Source organism: Rhodohalobacter barkolensis (assembly GCF_002834295.1).
Lineage (GTDB): Bacteria > Bacteroidota > Rhodothermia > Balneolales > Balneolaceae > Rhodohalobacter > Rhodohalobacter barkolensis.
The window spans coordinates 80827-98241 of sequence record NZ_PISP01000003.1; the positions used below are offsets into that span (position 1 = coordinate 80827).

18 protein-coding genes and 1 tRNA gene are annotated in these 17415 nt (G+C 43.4%); 12 read left to right on the forward strand and 7 right to left on the reverse strand.

Going from position 1 to position 17415, the window contains the following annotated elements; genetic code table 11:
• Window positions 1-23 precede the first annotated feature (23 nt).
• The 6 genes from CWD77_RS10345 (at window position 24) to CWD77_RS15805 (ending at window position 3943) form a co-directional block, all read left to right on the forward strand.
• Complete coding sequence (locus tag CWD77_RS10345) at window positions 24-368, forward strand: STAS domain-containing protein (RefSeq protein ID WP_101073506.1); 345 nt, start codon at window positions 24-26, stop codon at window positions 366-368.
• 63 nt (window positions 369-431) lie between these two features.
• Window positions 432-1709: an adenylosuccinate synthase gene (locus CWD77_RS10350; protein WP_101073507.1), complete on the forward strand. Its 1278-nt coding sequence runs from the start codon at window positions 432-434 to the stop codon at window positions 1707-1709.
• A gap of 16 nt (window positions 1710-1725) precedes the next feature.
• Window positions 1726-2859: a RuBisCO large subunit C-terminal-like domain-containing protein gene (locus tag CWD77_RS10355; protein WP_101073508.1), complete on the forward strand. Its 1134-nt coding sequence runs from the start codon at window positions 1726-1728 to the stop codon at window positions 2857-2859.
• Window positions 2849-3301 carry a cupin domain-containing protein gene (locus tag CWD77_RS10360; RefSeq protein ID WP_101073509.1) on the forward strand — a complete coding sequence of 151 codons (453 nt, stop codon included), beginning with the start codon at window positions 2849-2851 and terminating at the stop codon, window positions 3299-3301. Before CWD77_RS10355 ends, CWD77_RS10360 begins: the two co-directional genes overlap by 11 nt.
• 144 nt (window positions 3302-3445) lie before the next feature.
• Window positions 3446-3517, forward strand: a tRNA-Gly gene (locus tag CWD77_RS10365).
• Window positions 3518-3676: 159 nt separating this feature from the next.
• Window positions 3677-3943, forward strand: a complete 267-nt coding sequence (locus CWD77_RS15805; protein ID WP_101073510.1) for a GIY-YIG nuclease family protein — start codon at window positions 3677-3679, stop codon at window positions 3941-3943.
• A gap of 321 nt (window positions 3944-4264) precedes the next feature.
• On the opposite strand, the gene CWD77_RS10375 is transcribed toward CWD77_RS15805, so the two are convergent.
• Window positions 4265-4735 (reverse strand): MauE/DoxX family redox-associated membrane protein, encoded by a 471-nt coding sequence (locus tag CWD77_RS10375; RefSeq protein WP_101073511.1) that lies wholly within the window; start codon window positions 4733-4735, stop codon window positions 4265-4267.
• A 147-nt stretch (window positions 4736-4882) separates the two neighbouring features.
• Between CWD77_RS10375 and purF the strand changes: the two genes are divergently transcribed.
• From purF to serA, 3 genes are read left to right on the forward strand one after another with little or no spacing between them, the layout of a single operon-like run.
• Window positions 4883-6385 carry an amidophosphoribosyltransferase gene (purF, locus tag CWD77_RS10380; protein WP_101073512.1) on the forward strand — a complete coding sequence of 501 codons (1503 nt, stop codon included), beginning with the start codon at window positions 4883-4885 and terminating at the stop codon, window positions 6383-6385.
• Window positions 6385-6990: a ribosome biogenesis GTP-binding protein YihA/YsxC gene (gene yihA / locus CWD77_RS10385; protein WP_101073513.1), complete on the forward strand. Its 606-nt coding sequence runs from the start codon at window positions 6385-6387 to the stop codon at window positions 6988-6990. The genes purF and yihA overlap by 1 nt, the downstream gene beginning before the upstream one ends.
• An 11-nt stretch (window positions 6991-7001) precedes the next feature.
• Complete coding sequence (gene serA, locus CWD77_RS10390; RefSeq protein WP_101073514.1) at window positions 7002-8591, forward strand: phosphoglycerate dehydrogenase; 1590 nt, start codon at window positions 7002-7004, stop codon at window positions 8589-8591.
• A gap of 219 nt (window positions 8592-8810) precedes the next feature.
• Here the strand turns inward: serA and CWD77_RS10395 are convergent, their stop codons facing one another.
• Entirely contained in the window at window positions 8811-10355 is a 1545-nt protein-coding gene (locus CWD77_RS10395) for a sodium:solute symporter (protein ID WP_101073515.1), read from the reverse strand.
• A 211-nt stretch (window positions 10356-10566) separates the two neighbouring features.
• Between CWD77_RS10395 and CWD77_RS10400 the strand changes: the two genes are divergently transcribed.
• The gene (locus CWD77_RS10400; RefSeq protein WP_101073516.1) at window positions 10567-10959 is read left to right on the forward strand and encodes a GxxExxY protein; all 393 of its coding nucleotides are present in this window, start codon (window positions 10567-10569) and stop codon (window positions 10957-10959) included.
• A gap of 57 nt (window positions 10960-11016) precedes the next feature.
• Here the strand turns inward: CWD77_RS10400 and rdgB are convergent, their stop codons facing one another.
• Both rdgB and CWD77_RS10410 read right to left on the reverse strand, forming a co-directional pair.
• Window positions 11017-11604: an RdgB/HAM1 family non-canonical purine NTP pyrophosphatase gene (gene rdgB, locus CWD77_RS10405; RefSeq protein ID WP_101073517.1), complete on the reverse strand. Its 588-nt coding sequence runs from the start codon at window positions 11602-11604 to the stop codon at window positions 11017-11019.
• Between the two features lie 12 nt (window positions 11605-11616).
• Entirely contained in the window at window positions 11617-12534 is a 918-nt protein-coding gene (locus CWD77_RS10410) for a PfkB family carbohydrate kinase (protein ID WP_101073518.1), read from the reverse strand.
• Between the two features lie 117 nt (window positions 12535-12651).
• On the opposite strand from CWD77_RS10410, the gene CWD77_RS10415 reads away from it, so the two are divergent.
• Window positions 12652-13284 (forward strand): methyltransferase family protein, encoded by a 633-nt coding sequence (locus CWD77_RS10415; RefSeq protein ID WP_101073519.1) that lies wholly within the window; start codon window positions 12652-12654, stop codon window positions 13282-13284.
• 275 nt (window positions 13285-13559) lie between these two features.
• Here the strand turns inward: CWD77_RS10415 and CWD77_RS10420 are convergent, their stop codons facing one another.
• Window positions 13560-14798, reverse strand: coding sequence for a S8 family peptidase (locus CWD77_RS10420; protein ID WP_101073520.1), 1239 nt, complete (start codon window positions 14796-14798; stop codon window positions 13560-13562).
• A 322-nt stretch (window positions 14799-15120) separates the two neighbouring features.
• On the opposite strand from CWD77_RS10420, the gene CWD77_RS10425 reads away from it, so the two are divergent.
• Entirely contained in the window at window positions 15121-15762 is a 642-nt protein-coding gene (locus tag CWD77_RS10425; protein ID WP_240596767.1) for an NUDIX hydrolase, read from the forward strand.
• Between the two features lie 61 nt (window positions 15763-15823).
• Here CWD77_RS10425 and CWD77_RS10430 read toward each other — a convergent pair whose 3' ends face one another.
• Complete coding sequence (locus CWD77_RS10430) at window positions 15824-16921, reverse strand: NAD(P)/FAD-dependent oxidoreductase (protein WP_101073521.1); 1098 nt, start codon at window positions 16919-16921, stop codon at window positions 15824-15826.
• Window positions 16918-17412, reverse strand: a complete 495-nt coding sequence (locus CWD77_RS10435; RefSeq protein WP_101073522.1) for a WbuC family cupin fold metalloprotein — start codon at window positions 17410-17412, stop codon at window positions 16918-16920. Before CWD77_RS10435 ends, CWD77_RS10430 begins: the two co-directional genes overlap by 4 nt.
• Window positions 17413-17415: the final 3 nt, after the last annotated feature.

Below are 17415 nucleotides of genomic sequence, written 5' to 3' on the forward strand. Positions count from 1 at the left end.
CTAACAAATAAACGGTAATACATATGAGCTTTAATGTTTCTGAACGCTATAATTGCGTAATTATAGAATTAAAGGGTAATGTCATGGGCGGCCCGGATGCTGTCAACTTGAATGACAAACTCCATGAGCTGATTGACCAGGACAAGAAAAACGTTGTGGTTAATCTTAGCAAGGTAAAATTCATGAACTCTTCCGGGTTGGGAATGCTAATTGGCGGACTCACTACTTTAAGAAAAGCCGGCGGAGATCTCCGAATTGCAAATGCATCGGATAAAATTGAGAGCCTGCTTATGGTTACTAAACTTATTACCGTTTTTAAGCATTTTCGCTCTGTAGACGAAGCCGTTGCTTCGTTCGAAGACAAATAAACGTATTCACTTTAACTAACTTGATAAGGAGGTGTATACAGCACCTCCTTTTTTTTGGGATATATGGCTGTAAGAATCATAATTGGTGCCCAATGGGGCGACGAAGGAAAAGGTAAAATAGTAGATCTGCTTAGTGCTGAATCTGATTACGTTGTACGTTATCAGGGAGGAGCGAATGCAGGACATACTCTAAAATTTGACGATAAAACAATCGTTCTTCACCTCATTCCTTCCGGAATGTTCAACGGCGATTCCAAGTGCATCATAGGAAATGGTGTAGTTATTGATCCCATTGCACTGGTTGAAGAGATCAAAGAAGTTGAGGAGTTAGTTGATATTGATCTCAAAGAACGGCTCTACATCAGCAGCTCTGCGCACGTCATTCTTCCCTATCACAAAGTTCTGGATCAGGTTAAAGAGAAAAGCCGGGGAAGTGACGCAATCGGTACTACCGGTCGAGGAATCGGTCCGGCATACGTTAGTAAAGTTTCCAGGATTGGCATTCGAATGGGTGACCTTCTCAATCAAACAGAGTTGGAAGATAAAATCCGGAAAAACCTCGCAGATATTAACGACGCCCTCAAGCATGTGTACAGCGAGCCTGAACTGGATGCTGATGAGATGATCAATCAGCTGAAACCGGCAATTGAGACGATTAAAAACTACATTTGCAATACTACTCAAATACTCCACGAAGCGATCGAGGCTAAAGAGCCTATCTTGCTTGAAGGAGCTCAGGGAAGTCTCCTCGACGTCGATCACGGTACTTATCCCTATGTTACGTCATCTTCCCCAACAGCCGGTGGAGCCTGTACCGGAAGTGGAATTCCTCCGTTGGCCATTACGCACTCTTTGGGCATTACAAAAGCGTACTGTACGAGAGTAGGAAACGGACCCTTCCCTACTGAACTGGATAACGAATCAGGTGAAAAGCTACGTAAAAACGGTCAGGAATTTGGCGCTACTACCGGACGGCCTAGACGATGCGGGTGGTTGGATTTAGTTGCTTTAAAATACGCTGTCCGTTTAAATGGCATGAACGAACTGGCACTTACCAAGTTGGATGTACTGGATGATTTTGAATCCATTAAGGTTTGTACTCATTACGAACTGGATGGCAGTCAGATCGATCATTTTCCGTCCGACACTGCAGAGGTTGAGCGCCTGAAACCGGTTTACAAATCATTTCCGGGATGGGAAACAAGCACCCGGAATATCTCCTCTTTTGATGATCTGCCTGAAAATGCCAAAACCTATATCCAATTCATTGAAGAGTTTATCGGAGTTGACTTCACTATCATATCAACCGGACCAAAACGAACCGAAACCATTGTTCGATAGTTTAGGATGATGGATCATGAGTGGACAGAATACATTTTGGGTTCAGTATCAAATTGAGGCATCTGACCCGGATGATGCTCAGTTTAAAGCTACGCAAATCAGTATTGAACAGTCCGTGGAGATGCCACCCGATGTAGTACCGGCATCATCCATACATAACATCGCAGAGGTTCAAAACCTCGAACAAGTTGATGATCACTACTGGCAAGTTGATGATCACTACTGGAATGTAACCATACACTTCAACACCCACCTGGTTGATGGAGATCCTACCCAGTTCATCAACGTCCTTTTTGGAAATATATCCCTTCAGCCCTGGTGTAAACTTATTGATGCAGACTCAAATTACATTAGCGGATTGCTCAACGGGCCCTATTTTGGAATCAAGGGAATCAGACAGCTTGTAAAAGTACAAAAGCGTGCCCTGAGCTGTGCCGTTATTAAACCGATTGGTTCGTCTGCTGTGGAACTGGCAGAGATGGCATTTCAATTTACTCAAGGCGGAATTGATATCATCAAAGATGATCATGGATTGACTAATCAAAAATCTGCACCGTTTGAAGACAGAGTAAAAAAATGTTTGGAAGCCATTCGAAAGGGCGAGCAGATTTCCGGAAAAAAAACACTCTACTTTCCGAACATAACTACCGCACCTACCCAAATAATTGCCCAATATAAAAAAGCTGTTCGTCTCGGAGTTGACGGTGTATTGGCAGCACCACAACTTGTGGGACTGGAAACCATACATGAACTGAGCAAACTGGGTGATGTCCCCATTATGGCTCATCCCACATTCTCAGGATCATATCTGGTTAATCAAAGCGGAATTGACCCTGTATTTTACTTTGGTAAACTGATCCGTGCATTTGGAGCAGACGCCATTATCTATCCGAATGCAGATGGACGTTTCTCATTTTCAACAGAAACTTGCAAGGCGATTAACCGTTCTTGCCAAACTCCGATCAAATCAATAAAACCTGCATTCTCCGCACCCGGTGGCGGCGTAAAACTAAATACCATCCCCGGTTTAGTAGAGCAATATGGTGATGATATAATCTTTTTGATTGGTGGGAGTTTATATAAACATCCGGAAGGACTGAGAATCGCGACTCAAAAATTTCAACAGGCTCTTAGAATTCATGAAGAATAACTCCAAAATTATAAAATCCACAGAGACGGGATGGAGTGGTATAGAACAGAAAAAGTACAAAACAGAGGGTTCAAATTTTAAGAACATCTCCCGCTTTTCTCTTTTGGATGATTCGACCCCGGAATTGAATACACATACACGCTATTTCGAAATTGAGCCTGATGGATACTCATCGCTTGAAATGCACAGGCATCCACACAGTGTAGTCGTTCTGAAGGGATCCGGCTCAGTCATCTTGGACAATCAAATTTCAGAAATTCACACACACGATGTAATCTACATCGCTCCGGAGACCATTCACCAGTTTCAGGCAGACAGAGGTGAGACCTTGGGATTCCTCTGCATTGTGGATCGATACAGAGATAAACCGGTAATTCCGTCTGATGATTTTATCCATGCAAATATTCAATCGGAAAAAGTTTTAAAGAAAATCCGAAAATAGTCTTGAAAAGAACCCTTCGACACTCGTATATTTACTACTCTTGAAAAAGCGGGAATAGCTCAGTGGTAGAGCATCCCGAGACTTCGGGACCAAGGTGGGGTTGCGAAACCTTTTGATTTACTGAATATTATATACCAAACACCAGCGGGAATAGCTCAGTGGTAGAGCACAACCTTGCCAAGGTTGGGGTCGCGAGTTCAAATCTCGTTTCCCGCTCATGGAAAAGCTCTCTGATTTATTTCAGAGGGCTTTTTTTATTTCAGCCTTTCAACTCTACTGCTTTGTTTATTATTACTGCTGAGATTTTCCGGTCTTTTTATAAGTTTAAAATAGAAAGTTTTAAGCTTATTTTGTTTGCGATCCAGTTCGAGAGAAATGTTCTATACGTATATCATATTTAGCAAATCGAAGAACAGATATTATACAGGTTACACATCTTCTACTCCTCAGGATAGATTAAACCGACACAATAATGGAATGACCCCTTCAACAAAATCAGGTATACCCTGGGAACTTGTATTCTTTAAATCATTTGACAGTAAATCTGACGCAATCAAGTTCGAAAACTTCATCAAGAGGCAGAAAAGCCAAATATTTATCAAAAAATTAATTGCTTCAAATAAGAATGAGTTTCCAGAATAGCTCAGTGTTAGAGCATCCCGAACCCTCGGGACCAAGGTTGGGAGGCGTCCCGAATCTATCGGGATTTCCCGCTCATCGAAAAGCTCTCTGATTTAATTCAGAGAGCTTTTTTTCATTTCAGCACAAAAGCCGGTTAAAGTTTTGTACTGATATTACCCGCTATTTTTATAAGTACAAAGTTGAAAGTTTTGAACTTTTTTTATTTGTGGTCTAGTTCGAGAGAAATGTTCTATACGTATATCATATTTAGCAATTCAAAGAACAGATATTATAAAGGTTACACATCTTCAACTCCGGGATCTGAAACGAAATAAGATTTACCTACTCGGCGGAATCCTTATTTAAAACTCGATTAGGCACGATGAGGAGTCCGGCCATCAGAAGAAAAATTCCGTTTCGAATTACCATTTTCCAGCCAAATTCACTGCCAAGAAGTGCACCGATAAGTGACGCGTCATCCGGATCACCAAAACAGCCGCAATCCCCTTCTATTCCCGCTCCCAGTCCATAAATTGCGAAAATAAAGAAGCTCAGATAGATCAAAAGCGCAGCCGGTTTAATAATTTTCCCAAATACATTAAAGATCAGCAGTCCGCCAACAATAATCTCTACCCATGGCAGCAGATCAATAACCGTTGACTTCATAAAAAGTGGAAGCCATGAGATGTAGGCGACTGACTCGAAGAGTGCGGTATTATCCTGAACTTTCAGATAGCCAGCAAATAGTAGAAGGCCACCTAAAATGACTCGAACCCCAATTTTGCTCCATTTTATAACAGATAGTTTATCCATAAGACAATAATACGAATATGTTTGAAGAATCGTATACCGATATTGCATTGTTAAACATCATCACCTACAACAATTGACTCTGACATTTACAGCTCTTTTGCCTATCTTTTAAATTCATGTTAACCCCCTTGATTATCAACCCCAGGCATGATCGATAAACCTCATGACTACTGCGGCATTTTTGGTATTTACGACCATGATGATGCTGCCCTCCTCTCCTACTACGGCCTTCACGCTCTGCAACATCGCGGACAAGAGTCAGCCGGAATTGTAACCACCTATTTTGATGAAAAGAAAAACCGGCACTCCATGCCGATGCACAAAGATTTCGGACTGGTACTCTCCGTTTATGATGACCCCAAAATCTTTGAAAACGAACTGAAAGGACGCTCTGCTATCGGTCACAACCGATATTCAACCTCCGGTTCTTCCAAAAATCCGGCTAATATCCAGCCATTCCGGGTTCACTACCGAAATGGAAACCTGGCTATTGGACATAATGGTAATCTATCCAATGCCCGTACTCTTCGAGAACGATTCCGGGATGAAGGCGTTCTGTTTCAGAGCACATCCGATACTGAACTCATTCTCCATTTGATTTCCCACAGCCGTGAGGAGAATCAGATGGATCAGATTATGGATGCACTCAGCCAGATTGAGGGAGCTTACTGTTTGGTGATTTTAACGGACGACAAACTGATTGCGGTGCGCGATCCAAACGGTTTCCGGCCGCTTGCTCTTGGTATGATTGACGGATCCTATACTGTAGCCAGTGAAACCTGTGCATTTGATATCATTGGTGCCAAATATATCAGGGATGTAGAACCCGGGGAGGTAGTAATTATTGACCGGGAAGCATCTGATAAGCAAGAGCCCAAATCGTTACGACTTGAACCGAAAGCCGGCACAAATAGCAGTCAGTGTATTTTTGAATATGTCTATTTCTCCCGACCCGACAGTAAAATTTTTGGGGAAATGGTCGATAAAATTCGTCGGAATCTCGGGAAGCAGCTTGCCAAGGAACACCCGTTGAACGAAGTGGTAAAATCTTCTACTGAAGATCGAAGACCTATCGTGATATCTGTACCGGATTCAAGTAATACGGCAGCCATCGGATATGCTCACGAAAATCAAAAAGCAGGCTTCGATTGTAAATATGACATCGGCCTGATTCGAAATCACTACGTAGGAAGAACGTTTATCTCTCCTGGACAGAAATCAAGAGAGCAGAAAGTCCGTACAAAATTCAACACGGTAAAAGGTGTTATTGAGGGGCGTCCAGTGATTATTGTGGATGATTCCATTGTTCGCGGTACCACATCCCGATATTTAGTAGACATGATCCGGGATGCAAATCCTCTGGAAATACATTTTCTGGTAAGTTCTCCTCCCATCACTCATCCCTGTTTTTACGGGATGGATTTTCCTAGCCCTGAAGAGCTGATTGCCAACAAATTTGACCGGGATGTTGAAGCTATTGCAAAAGAGATTGGTGTAGATAGTTTGAGATATCTCTCTGCAGACGGATTGGTTGCAGCCGTTAAAGAAGCGAATGATTCTCCGCTCGATTACTGTACAGCATGCTTTACAGGAAAATACCCTGTACCGGTCGATTTTGGCGTAGAAAAAGAAGAAAACGAAATTGTTTAATGGCATTCAAGAAAGCAACTTTCATTACCAGTGCCCCATCCATCAGAGAGTGTCCCGAAGAGTCAATTCCCGAATTCTGCTTTGCCGGGCGATCCAATGTCGGTAAATCTTCCCTGATTAATAAGATCACCAATAAAAAAAGGCTGGCACGGACCAGTAATACCCCCGGAAAAACCCAGCAGATGAACTATTATCTGATTGACGAAGAGTTCTACCTGGTAGACCTTCCCGGATTCGGCTTTGCGAAAGTTCCCAAAAAAGAACGAGATCGGTGGGGAAAAGACATCAAACAGTATTTGCTCCAAAGAAATACACTCCGACTCATACTTCACCTGGTCGACAGCCGGCACAATCCTACAGGGCTGGATCAGGAGTTTTTCTACTGGATGGCGAGTAAACAGAAACCGTTTGCTGTTCTTCTCACTAAATCGGATAAACTTTCGACCAATAAATTGGCTCAATCGGAGAAAAAGGTTCGTGAAGTATTGTCCGAAATGAATATAGAAGTGCCCGTCATCCCGTGTTCAGCCGATACCGGTAAAGGGGTGAAGGAAATTCAATCACTAATTACAGAATTCATGGAATATGAATCTGATCAAGTATAATAATTAAATTTATGCCATATCAAGTATTACTACTGGACAATGTAGATCCCTCGTGTGCAACAGTCTTTAAAGAGCGGGGAATTGAGACAACTACTCCCGGAAAACTATCGGATAGCGAATTAAAAGAGACGATTGGTAAGTATGATGCAGTTGTTCTGAGAAGCGGCACAACCATTACAAAAGAGCTTTTGGATCACGCCAAAAACCTGAAAGTAATTGGTCGCGCCGGAGTTGGAGTAGACAATATCGACATACCGGCTGCAACTGCGAAAGGTGTACTGGTGATGAATACTCCGGATGGAAATACAATTTCTACGGCAGAACATACTTGCGGGATGATTCTCGCCCTTTCCAGAAATATTCCTGAGGCCGTGAGCCGGGTTAAAAACAATGGATGGGACCGTAAGAGTTTTATGGGAACTGAAGTGCACGGGAAAAAACTTGGCATTGTAGGACTTGGAAAAATTGGCTCTGAGGTTGCTTTAAGAATGAAAGCTTTTGGTATGGAGGTTTTTGCATACGATCCCTTTACCACAAAAGAGCACGCCGGATCCATCAATGTGGAATTGCTTGAATTGGACGAACTTCTGGCCACTTGCGACTACCTAACCGTGCACACACCGTTAACGGAGAAGACCAAAGGAATGGTTTCTTTAGAAAATGCGGATAAAATAAAAGAGGGAATCCGCCTTGTGAACTGTGCCCGCGGTGGAATTTACAAAGAAGACGATCTTCTTCCTTTGATTGAAAAAGGAGTCGTTACAGGTGTGGCACTAGATGTTTACACCTCTGAACCACCTACTCCCGAACTTTACGAAGTCCTTAAAAATCCTGCCATCATTTGTACTCCACACCTTGGAGCTTCCACTGAAGAAGCCCAGGAGAAAGTGGCTGTTCAGATCGCTGAACAGATTTCAGATGCATTGGAAAGCAAAAACTACAAAGGCAGCCTGAACGGAAAATCCATCTCTCTTCTTACCAATAAGGAAGTCCAGCCGTATGTTGAACTTGCTGAGAAACTTGGCAAAGTTACAGGTCAGATTATGCCGGATAATACCAACAGTTTCTCTTTCGAGTATACGGGCGACTGTTCGAAGTATGCCGACGTGTTAACGGATGGTATTTTGAAAGGAATGCTTTCCCAATTTGTAGACGAATCTGTAAATCTTATCAATGCTCGCCACTTTGCTGAAGAGCGAGGCATGAATATTCGTGAAACAACCAGCAGCAATGATAAGATGTATAAAGACTTGGTTACCATTCAGCTGAGTGATGAAGCTCCATACAAAAAGATATCTGCGGCTGTTTTTGGACCGAACGACTACCGAATTGTTGAGATTGACGGCTATGGTATAGAACTTCGTCTCGAGGGCGATATCCTGATGTACCAGAACCAAGATAAACCGGGTATGCTAGCGGCAGTTGCCAGCGCACTATCAGAACGTGACATCAACATTGGCGCGCTAAGTCTTGGACGGGCAGGCAAGGGGACAAACGCCATTACAGCCGTTATTATAGACAAACAGCTTAGCCAGCAGGAGATCAATCTCATTCACGATCTAGATGGTGTGAAAAATGTAAAGTATATCTCGTTATCTTAGATTTTAGATTTGAGACGTGCGACTTGAGATATAAGAAAGGTGCTTTCCTGCTTAATAAGAGTTAGTCATAAAATCTTAAAATTAGGTGATCAAAAAGTCCCCTCTTTTTTAAGGAGGGGATTTAGGGGAGGTTTAAATTAGCCCTAATAATTTCTCGAATTTGTTACTTACAAGAAAAATTTAAACCACTATTTCCCCTTACCAAATATCGGATTTACCTTAATTACGAACCCACTTTCTCAAGTAGAAGGATGCGTTGGCTACAGCAATCACAATCACTCCGCCAACCAGTGTGTAGAGCGGCCAGGCGATGGTTAGCGGCTCACCCGGAAGGAACTGCTGAAGTGCACCCTCAACCATAAAGAGCAGTGATATCAGCCCGGTAAAAAATCCAATCATAGCATCCGTTTTATCGGGCTTGTTAAATAGTCTTCCTAACATAAAGATACCCAACAACCCGCCATAGGTGTAGGATGCAATTCCCAACCCAAGTTCTACGATGGCCGGCTGTTCATCCCCGGAAAGCTGAAGCCAGGTAAACAGAAAGGCCGAGCCTGTCAGAATGATACCCCACGCGATGGTAGTGAGACGGGAAATCCACAGCTCCTGCTCCTGATCCCATTCCTGACCGTACAGTGGCTTGATGATGTCATAAGTAGTAGATGATGCCAAAGCATTCAGCGAAGAGCTGAGGCTACTCATGGCGGCTGCAAACAGTGATGCAATAATCAGACCCGCAACACCTACCGGCATGTGATCTACAATGAATTTTGCAAAGATCTCATCTGTGGTTCTAAGGCCAAGTTCACCTAATCCTGCGCCGCTGTAGAATATGTAGAGCATCAACCCAATCAAAAGAAAAAAGGCGAATTGTGCTGCTGCTACAAAGCCACTCCAGATCAGCGCTTTCTGGCTGGATCTCAGATCTCCTGTTGCCAATAAACGCTGGACAATCAATTGATCGGTACCGTGTGAAGCAATGGAAAAGACTGCTCCGCCAAATACGGCGACCCAGAATACGTAGGGATCAGCCAGGAACTCCTGGATTGAGAGTCCGCCGCCGAAGTTAAAGAGCGTCAATTTCCCTTCGCTGCTCAAAATGGAGAGAGACTCCATGAAACTCGTATCGATTTTTCCGAGCATCAGTATAAGCGCGAATAGCGCTCCGCCAATGTATACTACCATCTGCACAACGTCCATCCAGATTACCGCTTTGATCCCACCAAGGAAGGTGTAGATCAATGTTATAAAGGCAATCACGGAGATGGCCAGTAGATAAATGGCTCCATCTCCCCAGGCATCAAACACACCGGCAAAACGAAAAATAATTGCCAGTGGAATGGCCGTGGCAAAAAGACGGACACCGTCGGCAAGAAGTCGGGTCACGATAAAGGTGGAACTGGCTGCTTTTCGCATTCCGGAACCAAATCGCTTCTCCAGAAACTGATAGGCGGTGGTCATTTCACCTTTTACGTAGGCCGGCAGAAACCAAATGGCCACGATGATCCGCCCGAGAATGTAACCGAGTGTGAGCTGCAAGAATAATAAATTCCCCCCGTAAGCTACGGCCGGAATACTGATAAAGGTCAGAGTGCTGGTTTCGGTGGCGACGACGGAGAAAAGAATGGCCCACCACGGCATTTCACGTCCGCCAAGAAAGTAGTCGGTAGACGATTTTTGCGTACCGGCCGACCAGATACCGAAAACGGCAACCGCCACCAGGTAAAGAACAATAATAACGCCGTCGAGCAGAGTAAATCCCATGAATCCGTTTGTTTTATGAACCTGTAAAAGAAAGGAATTTAAGGAATGGATTCAAAAAGATTTCACCGCAGAGTTATCGCCACGGAGTCTCGGAAGTTCACAGAACAGTTACGACCTAACTTTTCGTACAACGTGAAGTTTTGTAATGAGATTTAAAGTTTTGTGTCATACAACTGAACAGTAAAACTACCTCTAAATACCACGATCAACCATGAATAACCAAATTAAAGACCGTTATTTTCCATTATGGGATCTGACTGAAAAAATTATCCAGTGTGGAGTAGAAGTACATAAACAACTTGGGTCTGGTTTTTTAGAAATTGTCTACAAAGACGCTTTAGTACATGAATTCAATGTCAGAGGAATTCAATTTGAAAGAGAAAAAATGTATGAAATAGCTTATAAAGGAAAGGTTCTGCCACATAAGTTTTATGCAGACTTTGTGGTATTTGAACAAGTGATATTAGAGGTGAAAGCTAAAGATGGAATTCCACCTGAAGATATGGCTCAAACCATTAACTACTTAAAGTGCTCCGATTGCAAAGTAGGATTGATACTCAACTTTGGCAAAATGAAAATTGATATAAAAAGAGTTATTTTCTAAGCTTTCGTGCAGTTCCGTGATTCCGTGGCAATTAATCGCAACTCCGCGGTGAACCGTCTATTTTTGCAGAAACTCGATGAACTTTTGGACGGCCCTCCCCCGGTGACTGATTTTGTTTTTCTCTTCTGAATTGAGTTCTGCAAAAGTCTCTTCATATCCTTCAGGAACAAACACCGGATCGTAGCCAAATCCTTTATCTCCTCTTTTCTCATCGATAATCCGTCCCCTGCAAATACCTTCAAAAAAGTATTCATTTTCGCCATCAACAAAAGCAATGACCGTTCGAAACTGGGCTGAGCGATCTGATTGCCCCTTCAACTCAGTCAGGAGCTTATTCACATTATCGTTGTAGGTAGGATTATCACCCGCGTAACGGGCAGAGAAAACTCCCGGGGCTCCATCCAAGGCATCTACTTCCAAACCCGTATCATCCGAAATCGATGGAAGACCTGTTTTATTATACCAAAACTGCGCCTTCTTTAAAGCATTGCCCTGCAGGTCGGGTTGATCTTCTTCTACCTCTTCCGCTTCCGGATAGTCGAGTGTAGATTTGAGATCTATTCCAAGCGGAGATAACACCTGCTCCAGCTCCTCAATTTTGTGCGCATTAGCTGAGGCAAGAAAAATTGTGTCCGGCTTTTTCATAAGACTATTTTCTTATTCAATTTCCGGTATTTCACTTAATGACCTGAACTCCCGGTAGCGATCGTAAATCTCTTTCTCTGTGAGATCCTTTAACCGTTCAGGACCAAATTTCTCCACGCAAAAGCTGGCCATCACAGATCCGAAAATTACAGCTTTTCGCATGTTGTTAGGTGTCAAGTCATCCGTATACGAGAGCCAACCGAGAAGACCACCCATAAACGTATCTCCGGCACCGGTTGGATCAAATATATCGATCACTGGATATGCGGGTGCAGAGAAAATCTCATCGCCTGCAAAAAGAAGCGCTCCGTGTTCCCCTTTCTTGATGATGAGTGATCCGGGTCCCATCTCACGAACTTTATCGGCTGCTTTAATTAAGTTTGGTTCGCCTGCGAGTTCACGTGCTTCTGAATCGTTAATCACAAGTAAGTCAACATGCTTGAGCGTCTCTTTCAGCGCATCCGGAGTACCTTCAATCCAGAAATTCATGGTATCCATCACTACAAAGTCGGGCTTGCTTACCTGATCCAGAACTTTCCCCTGCAGACTCGGCTCGATATTGCCAAGTGCTACATATTTAGAATCTTTATATACATCGGGAATGATTGGATCGAAGTGCTCAAAAACATTCAGCTGTGTATCCAGTGTATCACGATTATTCAGGTCGTAGTGGTACTTTCCTTTCCAAAAGAAAGTATTTCCACTTTTGTCAACTTGAAGCCCCTCAAGATCCACTCCCTTACTCTTCAGGAGTTCGATATCATCATCGGCAAAATCTTTTCCAACAACCCCAACCAGGTTGATCTGGTTTGCGAAGTAAGATGCTGCAAGTGAGATATAGGTGGCTGATCCGCCAAGGATTCTATCTGTTTTTCCGAATGGGGTTTCAATACCGTCGTACGCTACAGAGCCGACAACAAGAAGAGACATAGAGTTTTTCTTTAATTCTGATTAATTCTTCATTTTAAAGCATGGAAAATAGCAAATTCATTACCCTTTTGTTGAGTTGAACACCGATTAATTTTAAATCCGATATTAACTAACCGCATGCCGGACTTTTTTTCAGACTATGTAATTCCAACTGCCATCTTTCTGGCATTCGCATTGATGCACAGCATAACTGCATCTCATGCTTTTAAAACAAAACTCTTCGAATTATCACCAAAATTTAAAGTATGGTACCGGGTTCTCTATAATTTAATATCCATACTACTCATCGCTTTTTGGTGGATCACACTTCCTCAAGACCAAATCCTTTATCAACTGAGCGGACTTCTCTTTTTCCTGTTTCTTACACTACAGCTTTTCTTTGTCTATTTATTTTTGAAATCGATCTTTGCTCAGAATGGAATGGTATTTCTGGGCATCAAACAGATTCTGTTAAACCTTCGGGAAGGCCAGCTACCAAAATACCTTGATGAACCGCGACGTGGTAAACTGGTCACGTCCGGACTTTATCGCTACATGCGTCACCCGATGTATACCTTCGCCATGCTGGTCTTGATTTGTTCTCCTATCATGACTTCTAACCTACTTTACTCAATCATTATTTTTGGACTCTACTTTTGGATCGGCTCCTATTTTGAAGAGAAGAATTTAATCAAGCGGTTTGGTGAGAGCTATGTTCAGTATCAAAAGAACGTTCCGCGTTTTATACCCCGTCTTAGAATTCAAAAATAAGGTTACAAATAGGTTCTCGCAGAGAGGCGCAGATGAACCGCGGAGTTTCGCTGAGTGTGCCAATATTAAAGAACCGCAGTACCATTGAATTTTGTCCCGAAGAATTTTGATGTCGGTTTACAAAATTGGTGATTAATTGGGGCTATTTGATACACTGGATTCCAGAAATACTCCACGAGCCTCTGCGAAAAAATCAGCGTAAATCTGCGAGAATAAAAAAGCCCGGCTGAATAAACAACCGGGCTTTTCACAAATCTGTCGAGATTAGTCAGTTCTTAGTTGTGTGACGCAATCGGATAGTTATCTCCATTGGGTGCAGCAGATGACTGACCGTCAGAGTTTACACTTCCATTGTTCACCAATAAGATACCCGCTACATGCGGAGCGGCCATGGATGTACCACTGATGGTGTTATATCCGCCATCATTCCAGGTAGATTCAACATCTACACCCGGTGCAGCATGGCTGGTAGGTGGCCCATAGTTCGAAAATGACGCAAAATTGTCGTTTGAGTCGGTTGCAGCAATGGTCCATACATTTGGATGCTCAACTCGTGCCGGAGAAGAGTCTTCGGCCCACGTACTGCTGTTACCGGCTGCAACAGAGAATAGAACTCCCTGATTTGCTGCGTTTACAACAGCGTCATCCAACGCCTGTGAAGTACCGCCACCCAGACTCATATTCGCAACATCACCCGAAGAGGCGTTTGCAGCAACATAGTCCACACCGGCAATCACTCCGGAGATAGACCCACTTCCACGTCTGTCAAGTACTTTTACCGGCACCTGAACGACACCTGAAGCAACGCCAAGAATACCGTTTTGTCCACCAATGGTTCCTGCAACGTGCGTTCCGTGACCATTTCTATCACCAGCATCTTTTCCATCAGGTCCACTTGAAAAAGCGGTGAATCCGCGGTTCGAATCAACGTTCAGGTCAGGATGGTCCAGCTGAATTCCTGTATCAATCACCCAGGAAACGGCACTTCCGGAGTATGTAACAGCTCCACCAACACGGTCAATTCCCCAAGGCACAATCGCTTCGGTATCACCGCCATCATCACCACCGTCGTCTCCGTCACCATCATCGGGATCATCATCACAAGGGCCTCCGTTTGGAGTTCCACAAGGTGGGGCGAGGGTTACAACTTTATCAGCCTCTACATACGAAACGCGATCATCCTTCTCCAGGAGTGAAAGCTGGTTTTCGTCCAAATTTGCAGAGAATCCGTAAAGCGCATTTGAGTAGGTTGATGTTACTCTATCATTTGCAATACCTGCATCTGCCATCAATGATGTGCGAAAGTTTTCAATATAAACTTTGCCTTTAGACTCCAGTTCTTTTTCATCCGGTTTCATCACCACAATATAGCTTCCGTCAATGATGGATCCGGCCTCAAGGAGTTCCTCTTCCGGTTCGTTAAGATCGGTTTCCGTAACATTGCTACATCCGTAGCCAATCATCCCGATCAGCAGAACAGCAATCGCTAATGTCCATTTTAACTGTCTTCTCATAAGTATTCGATAGGTTTTGGTTAATGACTTAAGGCAAAAATTTAATCGACAATGAGTAATTATCTGACTTGCCGTAAATCGGTTCTTCCCACATTAACAAAGCATAACCATTGTATCAAATTGTAAATAATCTATAGATGATACAGTATCGCATACTACGCTTTACGTCATTAAATATCTGTAAATCATAGTATTAGAAGATATTTCAAATACTGAAAACGATTCTGTTTTATGAATTTTTTATGAATTTAATGTTAAACAATTTTGTAGAACTTGAGCATACATCACTGTATTTTGGTATTCAGAAAAGAATTAAATTTTAATGTCTGCACACCCTTTTTTTTCATACGTAAAACGTTTTTCAGAATCCTCTCTTCCGGGGTGGCAGGCTCAAAAAAAGATGTGTCCATTTCCAGTGAATGGAGATCCAATTCAACGGCAGCCTAATGATGATCAAGGTCACCCAAGCAGTGTGCTCGTTCCTCTTTTTCCGGAAAAGAATCAGAAGTTGAACGTCATTTTAACTCTTCGAACCAACTCGATCCGTCACGCCGGACAGATCAGTTTCCCGGGAGGACGGGCAGAAGTGAATGAAACACCTATTGAAACCGCCCTGAGAGAATCTCATGAGGAAATTGGAATAGAGCCTGAAACGGTTAATATAGCCGGTTCCATCAGCCCGCTCTATCTCGACAGAAGCCATAACCGAATCAGTCCATTTGTTGGTTTTTTGGATAAAAAGCCGGTATTGACTCGAAACCCTAATGAAGTTGAAGAGATTATCATCGTAGAAATGGATCAACTTTTAAGTGACCGGCTGCTTAAACGAGAGGTCTGGGAACTTCAAAACCGAGAGCTCGAAGTTCCCTACTGGGATATTCACAGAGTACCGCTCTGGGGTGCCACAGCTATGATGATGAGTGAACTGTTGGAGCTCTACCAAAAGTTTTTGAATGAAGAGTAATTAACCGCTTTGGCGAATTTTAACAATCCCTAACCCTCCTTAAAAAGGAGAGGAACTCTTTTCAATCGTTTTCTATCAGATTTACCGCCTGTGAGGCGACTTCCATTCCAACGGCGATTCCCATACCGCTCAGACCCGCAGCAACAAAAAGTCCCGACTCAACCTGTTCCAGAATCGGCTCTTTGTTTTCCGTCATGCCCATGATTCCGCTCCACTCGATATCAACCTTCCAGTTGGAGGGCAGCTTGAGAACATCGTTAGCAAATCCGTATAGATACTCTTTGATTTTCGGATTTACCCCAAATTGATCAGTTGTCTCCTCTTCCTTAGCCAGATTTCGCGCCCCGCCAAGCAACAGCCGGTCGCCAACATTCCGGAAATAGACATAGCCGCGATCGTGATGAAAGGTGCCCCGCCATTTAAAATCTTCAATCGGTTCGGTTACAATTACAAATCCCCGCGCCGGCTGGATGGGTTTGTCTATTATGTTTGATGTAAACCCATTTACCGCCGATAATATTTTTTTTGGTGTTAAAACAACACCTTCCTCAAATTCAACTCGATTTGGTTCTACCGAAGAGACCTTGCTATTCCACAGTACTCTCACACCGGCTTCAGCCAGTTTTTGATGAAGGGATCGCATCAGCAACCCGCTGTTGATTGCACCTTCCAGCCGATTAAAAATGGCAGGATAGCCCTCAAACTCTTTCACCGAATAGACTTCAGCTTCACCAATTTTTTCTGCCAGTTTTTGATTCAACCAATTCACCTTATTGCGACACTGTTCAAAAAGCTGATCATCGGTAAAAATCTCGTGTCCGCCAACCGATTCGTATCCGATCGCCTCCTCTCCCATCGTGGATTTTAATCGTTTTAGCCCGTTCCACCTCCGTTCAATCCGGTTCATTACGGTCTCTTCTCCCGCAATCTCCAAATCAGCCAGATGCTCAGAAACAGATCCAACACAGGCAAAACCCGCATTTCGCGTACTGGCCCCTTCCGGAGCAAATCCTTTGTCCACCACAATTACATCGTGATCAGGATTCTTCTCTTTATAAAAAAGCGCCGCTGATGCTCCAACAATACCGGCACCGACCACCAGCAGATCCGGCGATTTTAGCCACTCTTCCCGTTCCCAGAATGAAAATTCACGTTTCATAGATTCAGATGGTTTCTTAGTTGTTCAAAAGCACTTGGATCAGATTCGTCAGCAGACCAGCTTGCAAACTCCTTATCCGTTTCCGCGTTGTAGGGTCCCTTTTTGCACTCAAACAAAATCGTATCCTCTTCCAACACGACAAACGTATGCCAGGTATTCGGTTCGATATCAACAACAGATGGAATAGGGTTCGACTTTAGCAAGTTGTCGGTCAATACACTTCCTTTATCATCTAAAGTAAAGAACCGAATAGAGCCTTTTAAAACCACGATCGATTCCGTTGCATGATGCATCGGATGGCGGTGCGGACGAATATAGGTTCCGGGTTGAAGAAAGTTTATTAACCTCTGCACTTCTGCATTCTGTTTACGGTGGATCGGCAAAATCATTCGTTTTCTGGGACTTTCCCGTGATGCCTCCAACCCCTCAACAATCTGCGTTTCGGAGAGATGAAAATAGTCGCCGGACGGATTATCGAATGCCAATTTCATCCA